We start from the raw sequence: 17,741 nt of genomic DNA, 5'->3' as shown, positions 1-17,741 counted from the left end.
TGCCCGGAACCGCGGTCAGGACCCCGTCGTCCAGCCGGTACTCCCGGTACCCCAGGAACGTGAAGTGATCGTCGGCCAGCCACTTGAGCAGCTCGATCGCGTCGGTGACGTCCTTGTCGGGAACCGGAAGCGGGTCTCGGGAATGGGGTGACGCGGACAGCCCGTCGGCGATCGCCACGGCGCGCTGGCGCATCCGCGGCCAGTCCTCCACCGCGTCCCGGACGTCGGTGAGTACTCGTTTGATGTCTTTGAGCAGTCCCTCCCGGGCCTCCGGGCGGCGCACCGGGTCGATCTCGATCCGGATCCAGCATTCCACCAGGTCGCCGTCGATGGCGTCGTCCGGCTCCACGTCGGGCTCCAGCTGGGCGAGCGTGCCGAGCGGCTCCCGGCGCACCACGATCAGCGGGTGCACCGTCAGGTAGATTTGCAGTCCGTAGGCGATGAGCAGGGAGATCACCGAGTCCAGCAGGAACGGCATGTCGTCGAATACGATTCTCAGGACACTGCGGCCCTGCGCTCCGGCCGGCTCGGTGACGGCCAGTTTCAACTCACCGGGCAGCCGGTCGCCGGCAAGCTCGCGGTGTTCCGCCGCGGCCGCGAGCATCTCCTCGGGTGTGTAACCGACCAGTTCCTCGTCGGGCGCGAACCGCCAGAAGCGGCTCACCAGCGACGCGGTCGTGTGGTCCTCCCCCGCCAGGTCGACGGCCTGCGCCACCAACCGGTCCGCATTGGGCAACGGCTCGTCGAGCTCGTCGTCGTGCCGGGATTCCGGCTCCGTGAGGCTCACGACGACACGATTCCGAGCAGGCTGTCGCCCTCTTCCACCAGGCCCAACTCCCGGCATCTCAAACCGAGATTGTGAAGAACGCGTGACAATGATTCCCGGCCCGACCCGGATTCTCGGCAGCGGCGCGCGAGATCGGCCGCCTCGCGAGCCAACGCATAAGCTCCTCCCCGGTCGTCCATCAGGGAAAGCCCGATCGATCTCATGGCGAGCAGATCCGCGAGATCGGTATCCGCCGGTTCCGCCTCTGCCGCCGAAGTGTCCTCGGTGATCATGTCGATGGCCTGGATCGCCTCCTCCGGCTGATTCAGCAGAAGATGCCCGTGTGCCATGTTGGCGACGGCGGACACCATTATCCGCTGGTGCGCCGACGATTTCCGCCCGGTCGTGAGCCGTTGCAGTTCCCACGCCTCGCGGGCGGCCGCCACCGCCTGATCCGGACGGCCCGCCGCCAGATGACGTGCGGCGATGTTGCTGAGCGCCGCCGCCAGGTTCGGCCGCCACACCGCGGGGTTCGCCTCGTGCAGACGCCGGTACAACGCGACCGACTCGCCGCCCGCGACCGATGCCGCCTCTTCGTCACCGGCCTCGGCCCAGCGGACGCCCAGACGATTCATCGACTCCGCCAGGTCCGGCAGCCAGACGGCCGGCGCGGTCTCCGCGTTCTTGCGGCTCAGGATCTCGGCTTCCAGGGCCACCGCGAGGGCGATGTCCGCCTGCCCGGTCCGCGCGAGCAGGTCACTGAGCACGTGCAGCGCGGCGACGAGTTCCGCCTGCCACCGTGGCGAGTGCGAGGCGAGTTCGCAGTAGATCGAGGCGGCGTCCTCCATCGCGAGGAGCGCATCCCGGTTTCGGCCGACCGAGGGCAGTTGCACTCCGAGGTTGTGCAACGAGGTCGCCAGGTACGGCAGCCAGATAACCGGATCATGCTCGTTCAGCCGCCGGTAGATGTCGGCGGCGCCCTCGGCGTCCTTGACGGCCCGGCCGGTCTGTCCCAGGCCGGAGTGCGCGAACGCGGCGGCGTTCAGGGCACCCGCATAGGCGGCGAGCACGGACTCGGATTCCAGGCCGGCGCCTTCCGAACCGACCTCCTGCGCCTCCTCGGCGTACGCCAGTGCGGTCACGAAGTCACCGGCGGCCGCGATGCGCGTCGAGAGCGCGGCCAGTGCCTCCACCAGTGCTCCCCGGTTCTCCATGGACGGACCGCCGGCCAGCCCGCTCCGGACCATGCCGACCCACGTCTGCTGAACCTCACGGGCGAGATCGATCAGCGCGGAGTGGAACGGCGGCAGGCTCTTGACCATCTGCTGGACGACGGCACGATCCGCCCTCGTCACCGCCTGCCGGGCCGCCTCGGTGACGGGTGACGGCCGCCCGATCGACTCGGCCACGAGGACCGCGGCAGGCAGGAAGGCATCCGGGCGCCTGGCCAGCAGGCCGCGGATGACGAACTCGACGCCCTCCCTGGTCCGTGTGGCGGTGGCCGTCCGATCGTCGAAACCTCCGGTGCGCGACAGCACCGTGAGAACGTGCGCGGCATCGTGGACGGCGACGCCGGGCAGCAGCGCGATCATCTGGGCGCAGGACCTCTCCCGACTCGGCGATCGGTCGATCACATAGGCGACGAGGGCCTCGGCGAGCCGGTCCGGCAGCAGACTCCCCCAGTGGAAGCCCGGCGACTCGCTCGGGTAGAGGCCGGCCAGCAGTTCGGTCAACCGCTCCACCGAGACCGGCAGTCCCGCCCCCTCCAGACAACCGGCGACCGCGGCCTCGGCACTCTCGACGTCCCGAGCGCGCACCAGCGTCGGCACCACGAGCAAGCGGCTCAGAAGCAGATCATCCATTTCCAACCGCACGTCACGCTGTTGCAGGGCCCGGTGCCAGTACCTCAGCTCGTGCAACAGGACGGCGGGCAGCGGTTCCGGCGGAGGCGTCGGATCGAAAGGGCCGCTGAGCACCGTGGCCAGGGCGGCCGCCTGGATGTCCAGGGCTCGCATGTCGGAGGTGGGCTCGAATCGCGGACCGGCTTCGGCAGCGGCTCCGGTCGGGATCTCTTCGCGGAAGCGCTGGTACGCGGTGTGGAACATCTCCGTGGCGGCCCGGCGCGAGAACGGTTTCAGGTCCACCGGCGACGGGTCGAGCACGCGCATCGCCGCCGAGCTGTACGGCAGGGTCTCCCACCAGGTTCCTCCGGAACGCGCCAGCAGCACGATCCGCACGCGTTCCAGATGTGTGCCAGGTATCCGTTCGAGAAGGTCGCGCAGCGCACGGATGCGGGTCTCGGCGTAGTCCACCGCGGCGAAGACCCGCAGCCCGGCGTCGACCACCGCCCGGATCTGCGAGGTGAGCTCCCCAAGGTACTCGTCACCGGTGACGACACCGGAGACCCAGCCGTCCTCGTGGAGTTCGGCGGCCAACTCCAGCGCGAGGCGGGTCTTGCCGACGCCGCCGGGCGCGCACACCAGACGGACCGCCGGACCGCCGGGGGCCGCGGTCTGGCACCAGGTGAGCAGCTCGTCGTATTGTCCGGGCCGCTGGTAGGGGACGACATGATGTGCCGACTCGAGCCACCAGGACGGCCGCGGGTTCGCAGGCACGGGCACCGAGTCCAGTTTCGGCAGACCGCCGAACACCGACAGGGTCGCGGCCCGGAACCGGTCGCTGTCCGCGCCATGGCCGACCCAGCCCGGAGTCCCGGGCCTCGCGGTGACCTCGACACGATTGACCTGGAAGATGAGGTTGCTGCTGCCGAAGACGCTGTTCGGTGAGCTGATCACACTCACGTCACGAAACGAGGCGCCCGGAGTGGATGCCTCGTTCGTCTCGCCGGGCCGGTGACTCACCGCGGCCTATCGCTGCACGGTGGTCTGGCCTGCCGACCCGGCCTTCGCGGGTGCGGAGGCGGCACGGTCCCAGAGCCAGGTCCCACCGACGACTGCCACGGCCACGATCAGGCTGACGACGGCGGCGAGCAGGCCGTTACGGCGGCCCGCGACCGCGGTGCCGCCCTCCCCGGGCGACGCGGCGTTGCCGGAGCCGATCTGAACGACGTTGCGCTCACCGACAGCGGACAGCGGCGAGTCAGTGATCGTGACGTTCTCGAATCGGCCCGCGGGCGGGGCGCTCGGCGGCGGTCCGGCCGGCGCCGGGGAACGCTTGTCGAACCAGGTCACGACGGCGAGACCGACACCGATGACGACCAGGCCCCCGAGGAGCGCCCAGGTGAATTTCGTGGTGATCTTGTTGACGATCACGCCGGACACGATCGTCAGAGCGACGGTGAACACGATGTTCAGCCACAACGCGGTTCTGCTCACGACGCCACCTTCCCGCGACAGTGTCCCGACTGTAGCGGGATCAATGGATCATCCGTACGTCACCGGTTGCCCGCTCGCGGCCGCCCGGATAGAAGTCGTAGGACTGTCCATCACGAAGGGATCACCATGGCCGCGGATCTGAAGGACCTTCCTCAGCGGGTGCTCACCCCGCTCGCCGGATTCACCACCGCGGCGGGCGCCCGGGTTCTGGAGCGGGCGAACGATCCCCAGTGGGCTCAGTCGCTGGGCCCACTGGTGGAGAGCGGGCGAAGCATCCTCCTGCTGCTGCGCCGGTCGTCACGGGCGGCGCGGATCGAGACGGCGGTGACCGACTTCGCGGAGAACCCACAGAGCCCGTCGAACGCGACGGCACTGCTCGCGGCGATCGGGCAGGTGGTCGAGCGGGACGCCGCTCTGGCGGACGCCCTCACCGCGCTGGTCGAGAAGGCGCCAGGACCGGAGACGCCCGGATTCACCAACGTCACGGTGCTGAACTCGCCGCACTCGATCGTGGGAAACAACAACACCTCCATCGTGGGCCTGAGCCCGGAGGGCAAGTGAATCGGCGCGAAGCGGGCAGTCACGTCCGGCCTGTGCCGACCTTGGGCATCGAGGCGTATCGTTTGGCTGCATTTGCCACCGATACGGGGGATCATGGCGATGAGGAGACTGACCGCCGTTTTCATGGTCGTCGTCCTGTTGATCGCAGGCTGTGGGGATTCCGGCGACTCCACCGAGAACGGTTCCGACAAGGTCACCTATCTGACCGCGTTCGGGGCGGTGGGACGGGACGCCTTCGCCTGGGTGGCCCAGGAGAAGGGATACTTCCGCGACGCCGGGCTCGACGTCACCATTCAGCTCGGCGCCGCCACCGGGGAGAACATCAAGGTGCTCAGCGCCGGGCAGGCGCAGTTCGCCAACGTGGACCTGACCGGCGCGTGGATCCTGGCGGGCAAGGGTCAGGCCCCGGACATCCGGGCGTTCGCCGCGGTGCACCAGCGGACCCTCGTCTCGATCATCGCGCTGGAGGGCGCCGGCATCACCGCGCCGAAGAACCTGGAGGGCCGCAAGCTCGGCGCGGCGACCGGCTCGGTGAACCAGCTGCTCTTCCCCGGGTACGCGAAGCTGGCCGGGATCGACGAGAGCAGGGTGGAATGGGTCAACGCGCCACCCGCTCAGCTGCCGGCGCTGCTGGCCAGCGGCCGGGTGGACGCGCTCAGCACGTTCCTGATCGGGGCGCGGGGCATCGAGAAGGCGGCGGGCGGCAGGAAGTCGGTCGTCCTGCCGTACAGCACGTTCCTGCCGGGGTTGTTCGGCAACGGCCTGATGGCGTCGACAGCGGTGGCCCAGGATGATCCCGACCTGGTCCGCCGGTTCCGGGACGCGGCCCTGAAGGGGCTGCGATACAGCCTGGACCATCCGGAGGAGGCCGCACAGATCCTGAAGAAGGCGCAGCCGACCGCCGACGTGGCGGCCGCCGTCGGGGAGATCACCCTGATGGCGCCGGCGGTGGACCCGTCCGGGGCGATCGACCGGACCCGGGTCGCCGACGCGCTCGCCACCCTGGAGACCAACGGCCTGATCCCGCCCGGCCTGACCCCGGAGTCGGTGGTCGACTTCGCGGTGGCGCCGACGGCATGAGCGCCGCCTACTCCTTCGACAACGACGACCCGGCGGCGGAGCTGCGCCACGATCTGCTCGCCGGGATCCTGGACCCGTTCACGTTCGACCGGCTCGGCGCGGCCGGCGACCTGACCGGGCTGCGCTGCCTGGAGGCCGGGGCCGGGGGCGGCAGCGTGGCGCGCTGGCTGGCGGCCCGGGCCGGGCCGGGCGGGCACGTGCTGGCCACCGACGTCAATCCGCGGCACATGCCGGTCGATCAGGGGTACGTGGTCCGCCGTCACGACCTGACCACCGAGCCGATTCCGGAGCCGCCGTGGGATCTGATTCACGCGCGCCTGGTGCTGGCCCACCTGCCGGGCCGGGAGCGGATTCTGGCACGTCTCGCCGAAGGCCTCGCCCCGGGCGGGATCCTGCTGATCGAGGACTGGCTGTCGGCGTACCCCGGCGTGGTCCTGGCCGCGCCCGACGCGGCCGCGAGCGAACTGGTCGAGCGGTACCACCGCATCCTGGTGAGCCGGCTCCTGCCGGCCAACGGCGCCGATCCCGCCTGGGCGGGCCGGGCCCACGCCGCGATGCTGGCCGCCGGCCTGACCGGGGTGACCACCGAGATCCGCGCCGGGTCGTGGGCCGGTGGCACCGCGGGCGCCCGGCTGATCGCCGTGAACGTGGCGCAGGTGGGCGCCGGGCTGCGCGCGACCGGGTTCACCGACGCCGAACTGGACCGTCTCACCGAGCTCGCCGGGGATCCGCGGCTGGTGATCCGCAGTCACTTCACCTATTCCACGATGGGCCGCCGCCGGTGACCCGGATCCGTTCCGCGGGCCTGCCGCTGCTGGGCGCGGTGACCGCCCTCGCGATCTGGTGGGCGGGCACCGTGGTGTTCGGGATCCGGCCGTTCTTCCTGCCCGCCCCACCGGACATCGTCGCCGCGTTCCGGCGGGAACCGGCGTACCTGCTGCGCGAGGCCGGTTCCACGGTCGCGGTGACGGTCACCGGATTCGGCATCGCGGTGGTGACCGGCCTGCTGCTGGCCATGGTCCTGACCGCTTGGCGGGCCCTGGAACGGGCCACCCTGCCGGTGCTCGTCGCACTCAACTCGGTGCCGAAGGTGGCGGTCGCGCCGCTGCTGGTGGTGTGGCTGGGTTTCGGCGCCCAGCCGAAGATCGTGCTGGTCGTGCTGATCTGCTTCTTCCCGGTGGTGGTCGCGACGATGGCCGGGCTCACCTCCACCCCGGTGGAGCTCAGCGAGCTGAGCCGGTCACTGTCGGCGAGCGTCTGGCAGGCGTACGTCAAGATCCGGTTGCCGTGGGCGCTCCCGCAGATGTTCGTCGGCCTGAAGGTCGGCATCTCCCTCGCCGTGATCGGCGCCGTCGTCGCCGAGATCAACAATCCGACCGGCGGGCTCGGCGCGGTGATCGTGCTGTCCGGGACGTCGTTCGACACCCCGCTCGCGTTCGCCGCCATCGCCCTCCTGGCGCTGCTCAGCACCGCCCTGTTCTATCTGGTGGCCGGTCTGGAACGGCTGCTCGTGCCCTGGGCCAGGGCGATCAGCGGATGATCGTGGTGGAGCGGGTGTCGCGGACGTTCCCGGCCCGGTCCGGCAGCGTCGCCGCGCTGCACGAGATCGATCTGACCGTGGCCGAGGGCGAGTTCGTGGCGGTCATCGGCCGGTCCGGGTGCGGCAAGTCGACCCTGCTGCGCCTGATCGCCGGCCTGCTCGAACCCACCTCCGGCACCATCACCGTCACCGGCCGGGCGGTGCGCGCGCCGAGCCGCGAGGTGGCGCTCATGCAGCAGCAACCGGCGCTGCTGCCGTGGCGTACCGCCCTCGGCAACGTGCTCCTGCCGGTCGAGATGGCGCGGCAACCACGCGCCGAGGGCGCCGTGCGGGCCCGCGAGTTGCTCGACGCGGTCGGTCTGGCCGGCTTCCACCACCGTCATCCGTACGAGTTGTCCGGCGGCATGCAGCAGCGGGTCGCCCTGTGCCGGGCCCTGATCCAGCGGCCCCGGGTGCTGCTGATGGACGAGCCGTTCTCCGCGCTCGACGCCCTGACCCGCGAGGACATGGCCGCCCAGTTGCAGGCGCTGCACCTGGCCCGCCCCGCCACCACCGTCTTCGTCACCCATTCCATTCAGGAGGCGGTCCTGCTCGCCGACCGGGTCGCGGTCCTCTCCCCACGGCCGGGCCGGGTCCGCGAGGTGCTCACGATCGACATCCCGCGGCCGCGGTCCCTGGGCCGCAGCGCCGCCCTGCCCGCGGTCGCCGAGTGTGTCGCCCACCTGCACGACGTCCTCGCCGAATCCGGCGACGACTGATCGGCATCCCGGTCGTCCCGGTCGTTCCGCGACAGCTTCCGTCGGGGTCGGGTTCTCGGTGGTGGGGTGTCTCGTTCGGCCGGTCCCGTCAGCGGGGGATCCTGTCCGGCTGGTCGTCAGGGCTGTCTCGGGGCGGCCAAGACAGCCGTGACAACCAGCCGGACGTTCGGCGCGACGATCCGGCCGCTGCCGGGACCGCACGAGACTCAGTGGCTGAAGCGGGCCGGAGACGGGACGTGGAACGGGGTTGCGAGCCGGGACGGCGCCAGCCGTCCCGGCGGGTGTGGGTCAGGGTGCCCAGGGGGCGGCGAGGATCCAGGTGCTGTCGGCGGTCAGGGTCTGCGGGCGGCCGAAACCGGAGCCGGCGCCGCCGGAGGCGATGTACGCCTGTGCGTCGTAGTGCCGCAGGAAGGCGCCGGGGAAGTTCAGCGATTCCAGCGTCACCCCGGTTCCGGACAGTCCGGGCCGGGCGCAGAACGTGGCGTCGGCCGCGAACAGTGCCGTCCCGTCGTCGGCGGCGAGCCGGATCCGGCTGTCGGCGTGCCTCAGGTATCGGCCCGGGTAGTTGACCGATTCCAGCGAGTAGCACGACGACTCGCCGAGGCCACGCCGGACGGTGAAGGTCGCGTCCTGGTGGAGCAGGGCGCTGCTGCCACCGTCGACGACCTCGGTGTAGCCGAGCCCACCGGCGTGCCGCAGGTACCGGTCGGTGAAGCCCCATGTGGTGACCCGCAGCGACCGCCGCACGTCGGTGGGCAGCGGCACCGAACTCCGCCACAGCGCCGGCGCCGACACGTTCCAGGTGGCGTCGGCGGTGAACGTCCCGCCGGTGTTCGCGTCGATGCGCACCTGGCCGCCGGCGTGCCGCAGGTATCGGCCGGGCTGGTCGGCGGCTTCGAGGGAGATGCCGCCGGGGGCGAGGCCGGGCCGGGTGCACCAGGTGGCGTCGGCCGCGAACGTGCCGCCGGTGTCACCGTCGACGCGGACGATGCTGTCGGCGTGCCGCAGGTACCGGCCGGGGTGGTTGACCGAGACGAACGAGTAGCAGTGGGGGTCGGACAGCCCGGCGACGGTACGGAAGGAGGCGTCCTGCCGTGCCGTGTCACCGCTGATCACGTCGGTGCGGACCAGGGAGTCGGCGTGCCGCAGGTGCCGGTCGGTGAGCCCGGCGTTGGTGACCTGGAACGACCGGACGTGCCCGAGGGTGAGCGGCACGGCGGCGTTCTCGTTGCGGGACGCGGCGATCAGGTCGGTGTGGGCGGCCCGCACCAGGTTCGTGTCGACCTTCTGGATGCGGCGGTCGTACGTGAGGAGGCCGTTGTATTCGCCTTCGACGTCGGTGATCTCGGTGTACACGTACGCCGAAAGGCCTTTGACCGTCATCAGTCGCCGCACGTCCCGCACCATGCCCGTGTAGCGGTCGTTGAGCTGCGCGTTGCTGTCGACCTGCTCGTAGGCGAAGAACTGCCCGTTGGGGCTGTGCTCGTGGCCGGGGGTGCGCAGGCCGATGCCGCCGAACTCGCCGAGCACCGACACGCGGGTCGCCGACGGCAGCGGGGCGTCCGGGCCGGTGTAGACGTGCCAGTCGATGATGTCGCCGGTCCCCGGGTCGCCCTTGGAGACGCAGCAGTTGTAGCCGGAGTGCGCGTCGACCAGGCGAGTCGGGTCGTAGGTCTTCAGGTCACGGGTGATCCGCTGGGTGTCGGCGAGGTTCCACTCGCCCCAGCCCTCGTTGAACGGCACGTAGGTGACGACCGACGGGAACGCCCGGTGCTCGTCGACGATCTCCCGGGCCTCGGTCTCGAACTGGGCGATCTGCGCGGCCGTGCGGTTCTGGTCGAAGGCCGGGGTGGACGGGATGTCCTGCCAGACCAGCAGGCCGAGCCGGTCGGCGTGGTGGTACCAGCGGGCGGGTTCGGTCTTGATGTGCTTGCGGACCATGTTGAAGCCCAGGTCCTTGTGTTTCTGCAGGTCGAAGGCGAGCGCCGCGTCGGTGGGCGCGGTGTAGATCCCGTCCGGCCAGAAGCCCTGGTCGAGGGTTCCGATCTGGAACACGAACTCGCCGTTGAGGGTCGGCCGCAGCACCCCGCCGACCAGCTTGGTGCCGACCTCGCGCATGCCGAAGTAGCTGGTCACCTGGTCGACGGTGGCCCCGGCGCCGTTCCGCAGCGAGACCCGGAGGTGATAGAGGTACGGGTCGTCGGGCGACCACAGCCGGGCGTTCGGCACCGGGACGGTGAAGTCGGTGAAGCCGCCGGTCGCGCTGCCCACCACGGTGCCGCCGGCGAGGGACTCGGCGAATACGCTGTGCCCGCTGACGTCTCCGCGCGTGAAGACCCGTACCCGAACGGTGTTGTTCGCGATGTTCGGATAGATGTCGGTGGAGTAGATCGAGGAGACGGGGGTCGGCTCCAGCCAGACCGTCTGCCAGATGCCCGAGGTGGGGGTGTAGAAGATTCCGGACGGGTTGTTCGTCTGCTTGCCGACCGGCTGTTTCTCGCCGCGGCCGTCGGTGGGGTCGTAGACCCGTACGACGATCTCGTTGGTCCCGCCGTTGAGCTGCGGTGTGATGTCCACCTCGAACCGGTCGTAGCCACCTTTGTGCGTGGTGACCCGGACGCCGTTGACCCAGACGGTGGCCTCGTAGTCGACCGCCCCGAAGTGAAGCTGGATCCGCCGGCCGTTCCAGTTCTGCGGGACGGTGAAGGTCCGGCGGTAGAACATGAGGTCACGGTCGTCGTTGCGCATGATCCCGGAGAGGGCGGACTCCACCGGGTACGGCACCAGGATCCGTTCCGGCAGGGTCTGCCCGATCGGCGGGGCGGCGTTGCGGTCGGTGACGGCCGGGTTGAGGAACTGCCATTCGCCGTTGAGCGACTGCCAGTCCGGCCGGGTCATCTGCGGGCGGGGATATTCGGGCAGCGGATTCGTGGTGGAGACCTGGCCGGTCCAGGGGGTGGTGAGCGGCGGCGTCTTCGGGATGACGGCCGCTGCCGGGGCGGCGGTGGCGACGAGCCCACCGGCGGCCAGTGCCAGCACGGACAGCAGGTGTGTGATGCGGTGGCGCATCGGACTCCTTCCGGGGGTGCGGGGGAACGAGTGGACGGACCGGCCAGTGGACGCGGCGCGGCAATCGCTCGGCGGAGGCGATTCGCGGGCTCGCGGTGAAACACATTCATCCACTGTCGAACTTTTTCTGTCAAGGAACAGCGAGGAAACCTAACTGAAACGCAAGCGCCCTGAGCAGCTGGAACACGGTCCTCAAAAGATTTCCTCGCCGCACTTCGCGGAGCACTCACCGTCGCCGGATTCGGCCTGGGCTCAACCGAACGCACCCGAACATCGACGGTCATGAGGGACTTCGCGTGAACTCCAGGTCTTCCGGGTGGCAGCCCTCCCACAGATAGGCGGTGACGACGACGCCGGCCTGCGGCGCCGCGGGCGCCGGCCAGCTCCGGATGACGGTGCACGACCGCGTGCCGGGCGGCCGGCCCGTCCGCCGTCACCAGGTCGTCGACGGCCCGGGACAGCGGCTCCACTTCGGCCTGGCCGGCGAGGAGTTCACGCAGGGTCTTCAGCTCATCGGCACGGATCCGCGCGAGCGGGTCCTCCGGCCGGCGCCTGCCCCACCTCGGCATGCTGATCACCTCCCGCCGCGCCCGGAGAGCGGCCATAGGGTCAGTGATGCTCCTCTTTGGCCGCCGCATCCTCGCGAGGTCGGCAAGCGGACACCCCGGGTCCACGATGATCAATTATCGAAAGCGTGCTTTTCCATTGCCGATCTGGTGCTATATATCGCGCCGCGGTAGCGTTTTCCGAACCTGGAGCGAACCAGAAAACCGGGAGAATTCATGCGCCGAAATCGGGCTTTCACCTTCGTGGCATTCATCGGCGCGGCCCTGATCGGGATGCCGGTCGTCGGTGTCGCGCCGAGTCCTGCCGCTGCCGCCGCGCTCGCACCGTGCCCCCCGAAGCCCGGCGACAGCGCCTCGGAGCAGGAGAAGCAGGACTACGGGGTCGCCCTCTACATGGGTTGTGAGCCGCTGAAACCGAAACCGTGGTTCAAGAACAACTGCGGCATCGTGTCCTGTTCGACCTATTACTCGCGGCACGCGGTGAAGATCATCAACGAGGCGAATCAGGATACGAGCTTCTGGGATCTCCTCAAGGATGCCGGAGCGAGCGTGGCCTGCGACAAAATCGTGAAGAAACTGCGCTGGAAAGGGTCGGCCTATTGGTGCGCCGGAGCGGCTTTCAATATCGCGCTCATGCGGGAGCTCTCGAAGGACAAATATGAGGAGGCGGCGGCGAAGGACACCTGCGTCAAGGAGACGTCCAACGGCGTGACGGGGTCGTACACCGTCACCGTCACCTCCCGGGAGAACAAGTACTGCCTGGAGTGATCAGTCTTGCGGCCCGAGCAGGGTCTCGCCCTCGGTCACCGCCTGGCGCAGCCGGGTGACCAGGTCGTGCAGGGTGGTGTCGAGGCCGGCCTGGTCGCCGGTCCCGGCGAGGATGTCGGCCCGGATGTCGTCGACGAACGGCTGCCAGGCCTCGCGGGCGCGACTCGTGCACGCGGCGACGACCTGCCGCCGCTGCTCGGCGGCGGCCCTGTCGTGGTCGCGGTGGGCGCTGTCGGTGCGGTGCTGGTCGACGAGTCTCGCCAGGTGGACGGCGACGGGGAGGAACGCTTCGGCGGTGCCGAGGTGCCGTCCCCAGGTGGCGGCGGCCTTCTTGGCGGCGGTCTGCGCGCCCGCCTCGGTGGCGACCTTCAGCGCGCCGAGCAGCAGGGTTCCGACGGTGTCGAGGTGGTCGGCGACGGCGCCGGGCGCGGCGGGCCCGGTGTCCGTGCCGGATTCCAGGGTCGCGACCAGGGCGGCGAAGCCGGTCCAGTCGGGGCGGGCCCGGTCCTGTTCCCGGGTCTTGTGGATCGACTGCCGCAGCCGCTGCAGGCGCGCCTCGTGCCTGGTGAACCACTCGTCGAGCGCGCGCTGGATCTCGGTCTGGAGTTCGCCGGCGCCGAGTTCCCCGGATCGGCGCATCACGTCTTCGACGAGACCGTCGAGGCCGGCGTGGGCGGCCCGGTCGAGGGCGTCGAGTTCGCTCTCCCACGAGTCGCGCCGGGCGACGCCGGTGGCGGCCACCGCGGCGCGTTCGGTGTACTCGGCCAGCTGGGCGCGCAGTTCGGTGACGGTCTCGTCGAGGACCGTCGTCCAGTAGCGTTGCGCGGCCGCACGCCGCCATGCGGGCAGGTCCGCCGGGGACAATGCGGCGAGGGCGTCCGCCAGGCCGGCCATGCCGTCCCAGTCACGGAACGGGTCCCAGGTCTCCCGGCCCAGGCCGGTGGCCGGTCCGGCCAGCTGGAACGGGTCCTGGGCGACCACGAACACGCGGGTGCCCTCGTCGAGCCGGAACTGGTCACGCAGCTCGCCGATCTTGCGGGCGGCGAGTTCCCCGTACCCCTCGGGGTCGTCCTCGGGGTCGGCCCCGGCCTCGTCGAACCGGGAGACGACGAACCACATCGTGCCCGCCGGCCATCCGCGGTCGAGCACTCTGCGCAGCTCGCCGTGCTCGGCGGTGGCCAGCTGCGGCGGCAGCACCACGATGCCGACGTCGGTGAGCGCGACCGCCGTCATCGCCCGGCCGGTGTTGTTGCGGGCCCGTACGTCGGTGGCGCCGACGGCGAACCCGGGCGTGTCCCGGACGACACAGCCGCCGAGTTCGACCTCGCCGACCTCGAAGGTCTCGTGCCGGGCGCTGATGGTCAGCCAGCCGGGGACCTCGGCGCCCGCGTCCACGAGCAGCCGCCGCAGCAGGGAGCTCTTCCCGGTGTCGTAGGACCCGAACAGCGTCACGACCGGCCGGTCGTGCCGCGCGAACCGGTCCCACTCGCCGGTGTACCGCTCGGCCAGGGAGCCGCCGGGAAGCCGGCCCAGCCAATCCCGTACCGCTTCGATGTCCACCACGGTCACTCGTCTCCTCCTGGTGTGCCGGTCCCTGCGTCCGCTGCCGTGATCAGGGCGGTGGCCGTCGCGGCCCGGGCGGCCGCCGCGTCGATCCGCTTCTTGACGGAGGTGACGCGTTCGAGGTGTTCGTCGAGCAGCGCCTCGAGTTCCCGGGTGCGCTGGGCGAGGTATCCGGCGGGGCCGTCGCCCTGCTCGCCGTCGAGGATCTGGGCGACGATCCCGGCGGCGGCCTCGTCGATCTCGCGTGCCGCCGCCCTCAGCTGGTCCTCGTGCTTTCCGGCCTTGCGGATGTCGCCGACCATCGACGCGACGTCCACGGCCGCGGCGACCGCCCCGAGCACGATGCTCGCCTTGGCGACGGTGGCGCCGCCCTGGACGGCGCCCCACGGTTTGAAGTCGTGGCCGAGCTGCTTGCCGATCGCGTAGACCGCGTCCCGGTTGCCGAGGGCCCTGGCCAGCGATGCCGCGGCTCCGGCGACGTTGCCGGCGTTCTGGGTGAGGCTCTCGCCCCAGGTGCTGCCGTGCGCGCTGAACTCGGCGGCGAACGCGGGGGTCACCTGGAACTCGGCGGCGCGCATCTCGCGGCCGATCGCGGAGACGTGGTCGCTGTGCCACTCGTCGAGTCTGCGGGCCGCGTCGGCGAGGTAGCGTTCCAGGTCGGCTTCGAACGCCGGGGACTTCCACCAGGACGCGACGAGGTCCTCCAGTTTCCGGGCGTCCCGGCGGTCCAGTCGCGCGACGGCGGACCTGGCCGCCACCACGTGCCGGTCCACCATCCGGCGGGCGTCCTCGCGCAGCGCGCCCTCGATGAGAACGGCGTCCTTCACCGCGTCCCGCAGCGTGTCGATCACCGGTTCGCTGCGGTGCAGTTCCCGCGTGCCGTCGCTCTGTTCCTGCTCGAGGGTGTGCCGGTGGCGTTTGAGGGCGGTGACGGCCGCGTCGAGGGCGGCGGTCGTGGCCGCCGCCGTCAGGTGGTCGCCGGTGAGCGCCGTCATGGCGCCGGTCAGGGCGGCCACGCCGTCCCACAGCCGGGTGGAGTCGAAGCTGCCGGGTCCCGCTGACGTGTCGGCGCCCACCTGGCCGAACGGGTCGCCGGCCAGGCAGTGGATCCGGTCGGCGCCGACGTCGACGGACCGGGTGGCGAGGGCGGCGCGCAGCTCCTCGCGTTTGCGGTCCTGCAGGTTGCGGAAGTCCTCCGGTTCGGTGAGCGGGTCGACGCCGAGTTCGTCGCACCGGTTGATGAGGAACACCATCCGGCCGCCCTTCGCGGCGAGCGTCTCCGAGCCGCGGGCCAGTCGCTCCAGGGTGGCGGTGTCGCCGATCAGCAGGTTGATGTGGACGACGACGAGAACGAGAGCCGCCTCGACGATCGCCTCCAGCGCGGTGGTGTCGTGCCCGGCGTCGCCGCTCTGCAGGCCCGGAGTGTCGACGAGGTCGAACCGCTGCAGCTCGTAGCGGGTCGCGGCGGTGGTCGCGGGCATCGCCCGGATGTCGAACCCGGTGTGCGCCGGCCCGCCGGAGTCCACCACGATCCGGCGGATCAGCGACGACTTGCCGGAGTTGTAGTCGCCGAGCACGGCGAGCGCCGGCCGGGCCGCGCGGACCCGCCGGAAGGTCGCGACGATGTCGAGCAGGGCCGGGTCGTGGCGGGCGGCGTCCTCGAGCCGGGCGAGCCACCCGGGAACGCCGGCCGTGTCCCAGGCCGCGGCGGTCACCCGGGCCAGCCGGTCGCGGTCCTGCCGCCGGTGGGCGGCGTACGCCTCCTCGACCGCCGGGTCGATCGGCGCCGGCTGCCGGCCGGCCCCGGCCTCCAGCCAGTCCTCGCCCAGCAGCTCCCCGGTCCGGCGCCGTGCCCGGTGCATGACGTCGCCGACCGCGGGCGCGGGACTGATCGTCTCCGCGCAGGCGCGCACGCCGTCGATCAGCCGGTCGATCCGGCGGTGCGCGCTCCGCAGTTCGACAGCCGCGTGCAGCGACTCGGCGACCGCGGGGGCCAGCAGCGTCCACGCGGCGGCTCGGCTGTCGCGTACCAGCGTGTCCTCGGCCTCGTCGAAGGTCTGGTCGACGGCGCGATGCCCGTCCGCGATGGCCTGGGCCCTCGCCTTGCGGGCCTGTTCCGATCGCTGCTGGGTGATCTTCTTGCCGAAGTGCTGCTGGATCTGCCCGGCGATCCCGACGCCGGCGGCGGTCGCGGCGATCACCCAGCCGATCGGGTTCGACAGCAGCGCGGCGACCGCGGGCACCGCGAGGGCGCCCAGCCCGACCACGATGCCGGAGCCGCGGACGACGTCGCCGGCCACCCCGCTGCCCTCGCCGCCGAGGATGGTGGCCGCGTGGGACACCGCCAGGCTGCCGCCGGTGGTGTCCTGGTCCACCGCGACGGCCAGCTCACGCTGCAGGAACGCCCGGCGGTCGGCCCACACCGCCGCCGCGGCGGCGGCGACGGCGTCCCGGTCGAACACGGTCGCGGTGAACGTCTCCTGGTCGATGGTGCGGCGCTCGTCGAACGCCGTCCGGATCAGCTCGTCGACGGCGGCTTTGGCCTGCCGGCGGCATCCGGCGAGATGCGATGCGGCGAGGTGACGGACGAAGCGGTCCAGGGCGCCTTTGACCGGTGCGGTGTACGGGCGATCGCGCGCCCGCTCGGATTCCCCGACCAGTTCGGTACGCTCGTCGCCGTCCGGATATCCGAGCAGCGCGAACAGCGACTCGGCCGTGCGTTCCCGGGCCTCCGCCTCCCGTTCGACCTCCGCCGCCAGGTCGCTCAGCTCACCGGCGGCCCGGCGGCACCGGGCGCGGACGTCCTCGCGCAGCGCCGCGAGCCGCAGGTCGGCGCCCCCTTCGGCGATCGCGTTGACGATGAGGCGTTCCAGCGTCCCGAAGTTCGAGAAGCGGTCCAGGTAGTCGACGCCGAACTGCTCGCGCTGCCGGTGGAAGCCCTTCTGGAGCTGGCCGGGCCCGCGGAACGGGACGGCGGCACGCGCGAACAGGGCCCGCTGACTGTGGATCGCGACGACCGGCGTGTCCGGCAGCCCGATCCGGGCGAGCTGGGCGCTGATGTTCCCGGCGTGCTGGCGTACCGGTTCGGACAGGTTGCGGCGCAGCGCCGGGACGACCCGGGCCGGGTGACGCCACATCGGGTTGCGCACGTTGAGGACGGCCACCACCGGTTTCCCGTGGTCCCGGATCCAGGCGGCGATCTTCGCGAACTCCATCTCCTGCTGCGCCTGGGTGTCGAAGCACAGCAGCACCACGTCGGCGATCTCGACCGCCCGGCGGGCCTTGGCCTCCAGACCGGCGCGGCTCTCGGTACGGCCCCAGCCGTTGATCCCGGGGGTGTCGTAGAGGCGGCAGTCCCGCCACTCGATGGGGCGTACCTCGGTGGTCCAGTCGTTGTCGCCCGGGGAGACGTACTCACCGTCGAGCCGGCCGAAGGTGGACAGCAGGGTGCTCTTGCCGACGCCGGTGCGCCCGAAGAACGCGATGTTGAACCGCCCGAGCGACTCCCGCTCCCGGTCGAGATGCCGGCGCAGCTCCTCGGGGAACCGCCGGACGATCTCGTCGAGCGGGGCCGGCCCGGCGTCCCTCTCCCGCTCGAAGACGCCGGCCAGCTCGGCCGTGACGGCGTCCAGACGGGTCAGTTCGGTGTGTCCGTGCTGGACGGCCGCGCGCACGGCCTCCTCGAGCGACACTGCCTCCGTCGTCACTCCCCGACCCTCTCACAGACGATCATCG

11 protein-coding genes and 1 pseudogene are annotated in these 17,741 nt (G+C 71.2%); 6 read left to right on the top strand and 6 right to left on the bottom strand.

Translation table 11 applies throughout. The features are described 5' to 3' along the window. The 3 genes and pseudogenes from Aut01nite_RS28755 to Aut01nite_RS28745 all read right to left on the bottom strand — a co-directional run. Positions 1-787, bottom strand: a pseudogene (locus Aut01nite_RS28755) (NAD-glutamate dehydrogenase domain-containing protein); the annotation flags it as partial. Continuing rightward, positions 784-3,567, bottom strand: a complete 2,784-nt coding sequence (locus Aut01nite_RS28750) for a tetratricopeptide repeat protein (protein ID WP_043524115.1) — start codon at positions 3,565-3,567, stop codon at positions 784-786. The pseudogene Aut01nite_RS28755 and the gene Aut01nite_RS28750, both read right to left, overlap by 4 nt. A 66-nt stretch (positions 3,568-3,633) precedes the next feature. After that, on the bottom strand, positions 3,634-4,101 hold the full coding sequence (locus tag Aut01nite_RS28745; RefSeq protein WP_152628613.1) for a hypothetical protein: 468 nt from the start codon (positions 4,099-4,101) through the stop codon (positions 3,634-3,636). A 126-nt stretch (positions 4,102-4,227) separates the two neighbouring features. Between Aut01nite_RS28745 and Aut01nite_RS28740 the strand changes: the two genes are divergently transcribed. The 5 genes from Aut01nite_RS28740 (at position 4,228) to Aut01nite_RS28720 (ending at position 8,040) form a co-directional block, all read left to right on the top strand. Beyond that, positions 4,228-4,662 (top strand): hypothetical protein, encoded by a 435-nt coding sequence (locus Aut01nite_RS28740; RefSeq protein WP_043524113.1) that lies wholly within the window; start codon positions 4,228-4,230, stop codon positions 4,660-4,662. Positions 4,663-4,761: 99 nt separating this feature from the next. Then, positions 4,762-5,742 carry an ABC transporter substrate-binding protein gene (locus tag Aut01nite_RS28735; RefSeq protein WP_043524188.1) on the top strand — a complete coding sequence of 327 codons (981 nt, stop codon included), beginning with the start codon at positions 4,762-4,764 and terminating at the stop codon, positions 5,740-5,742. Then, entirely contained in the window at positions 5,739-6,527 is a 789-nt protein-coding gene (locus Aut01nite_RS28730) for a class I SAM-dependent methyltransferase (protein ID WP_043524112.1), read from the top strand. The genes Aut01nite_RS28735 and Aut01nite_RS28730 overlap by 4 nt, the downstream gene beginning before the upstream one ends. Then, a complete protein-coding gene (locus Aut01nite_RS28725) occupies positions 6,524-7,282 on the top strand; it encodes an ABC transporter permease (RefSeq protein WP_043524111.1) in 759 nt (252 codons plus the stop codon). The genes Aut01nite_RS28730 and Aut01nite_RS28725 overlap by 4 nt, the downstream gene beginning before the upstream one ends. Beyond that, positions 7,279-8,040: an ABC transporter ATP-binding protein gene (locus Aut01nite_RS28720; RefSeq protein ID WP_043524109.1), complete on the top strand. Its 762-nt coding sequence runs from the start codon at positions 7,279-7,281 to the stop codon at positions 8,038-8,040. Before Aut01nite_RS28725 ends, Aut01nite_RS28720 begins: the two co-directional genes overlap by 4 nt. A 288-nt stretch (positions 8,041-8,328) precedes the next feature. Here the strand turns inward: Aut01nite_RS28720 and Aut01nite_RS28715 are convergent, their stop codons facing one another. Beyond that, entirely contained in the window at positions 8,329-11,109 is a 2,781-nt protein-coding gene (locus Aut01nite_RS28715) for an AbfB domain-containing protein (protein WP_043524108.1), read from the bottom strand. Between the two features lie 782 nt (positions 11,110-11,891). On the opposite strand from Aut01nite_RS28715, the gene Aut01nite_RS28710 reads away from it, so the two are divergent. Continuing rightward, a complete protein-coding gene (locus Aut01nite_RS28710) occupies positions 11,892-12,443 on the top strand; it encodes a hypothetical protein (RefSeq protein ID WP_152628612.1) in 552 nt (183 codons plus the stop codon). Here the strand turns inward: Aut01nite_RS28710 and Aut01nite_RS28705 are convergent, their stop codons facing one another. Both Aut01nite_RS28705 and Aut01nite_RS28700 read right to left on the bottom strand, forming a co-directional pair. Beyond that, complete coding sequence (locus tag Aut01nite_RS28705; protein ID WP_052163512.1) at positions 12,444-14,012, bottom strand: GTPase domain-containing protein; 1,569 nt, start codon at positions 14,010-14,012, stop codon at positions 12,444-12,446. Then, positions 14,009-17,713 (bottom strand): GTPase, encoded by a 3,705-nt coding sequence (locus Aut01nite_RS28700; protein WP_052163511.1) that lies wholly within the window; start codon positions 17,711-17,713, stop codon positions 14,009-14,011. Before Aut01nite_RS28700 ends, Aut01nite_RS28705 begins: the two co-directional genes overlap by 4 nt. Between the last annotated feature and the right edge of the window lie 28 nt (positions 17,714-17,741).

The organism is Actinoplanes utahensis (assembly GCF_016862455.1).
Taxonomy (GTDB): Bacteria; Actinomycetota; Actinomycetes; order Mycobacteriales; family Micromonosporaceae; genus Actinoplanes; species Actinoplanes utahensis.
Note: the sequence above shows the minus strand (reverse complement) of the source record. Positions and strands in the feature narration are given on the sequence as shown.

Excerpts from the sequence above, each read along its gene's own strand:
- Aut01nite_RS28715 (WP_043524108.1), bottom strand. The coding sequence starts at position 11,109 with ATGCGCCACCGCATCACACACCTGCTGTCCGTGCTGGCACTGGCCGCC.
- Aut01nite_RS28740 (WP_043524113.1), top strand. The coding sequence starts at position 4,228 with ATGGCCGCGGATCTGAAGGACCTTCCTCAGCGGGTGCTCACCCCGCTC.
- Aut01nite_RS28730 (WP_043524112.1), top strand. The coding sequence starts at position 5,739 with ATGAGCGCCGCCTACTCCTTCGACAACGACGACCCGGCGGCGGAGCTG.
- Aut01nite_RS28710 (WP_152628612.1), top strand. The coding sequence starts at position 11,892 with ATGCGCCGAAATCGGGCTTTCACCTTCGTGGCATTCATCGGCGCGGCC.
- Aut01nite_RS28720 (WP_043524109.1), top strand. The coding sequence starts at position 7,279 with ATGATCGTGGTGGAGCGGGTGTCGCGGACGTTCCCGGCCCGGTCCGGC.
- Aut01nite_RS28735 (WP_043524188.1), top strand. The coding sequence starts at position 4,762 with ATGAGGAGACTGACCGCCGTTTTCATGGTCGTCGTCCTGTTGATCGCA.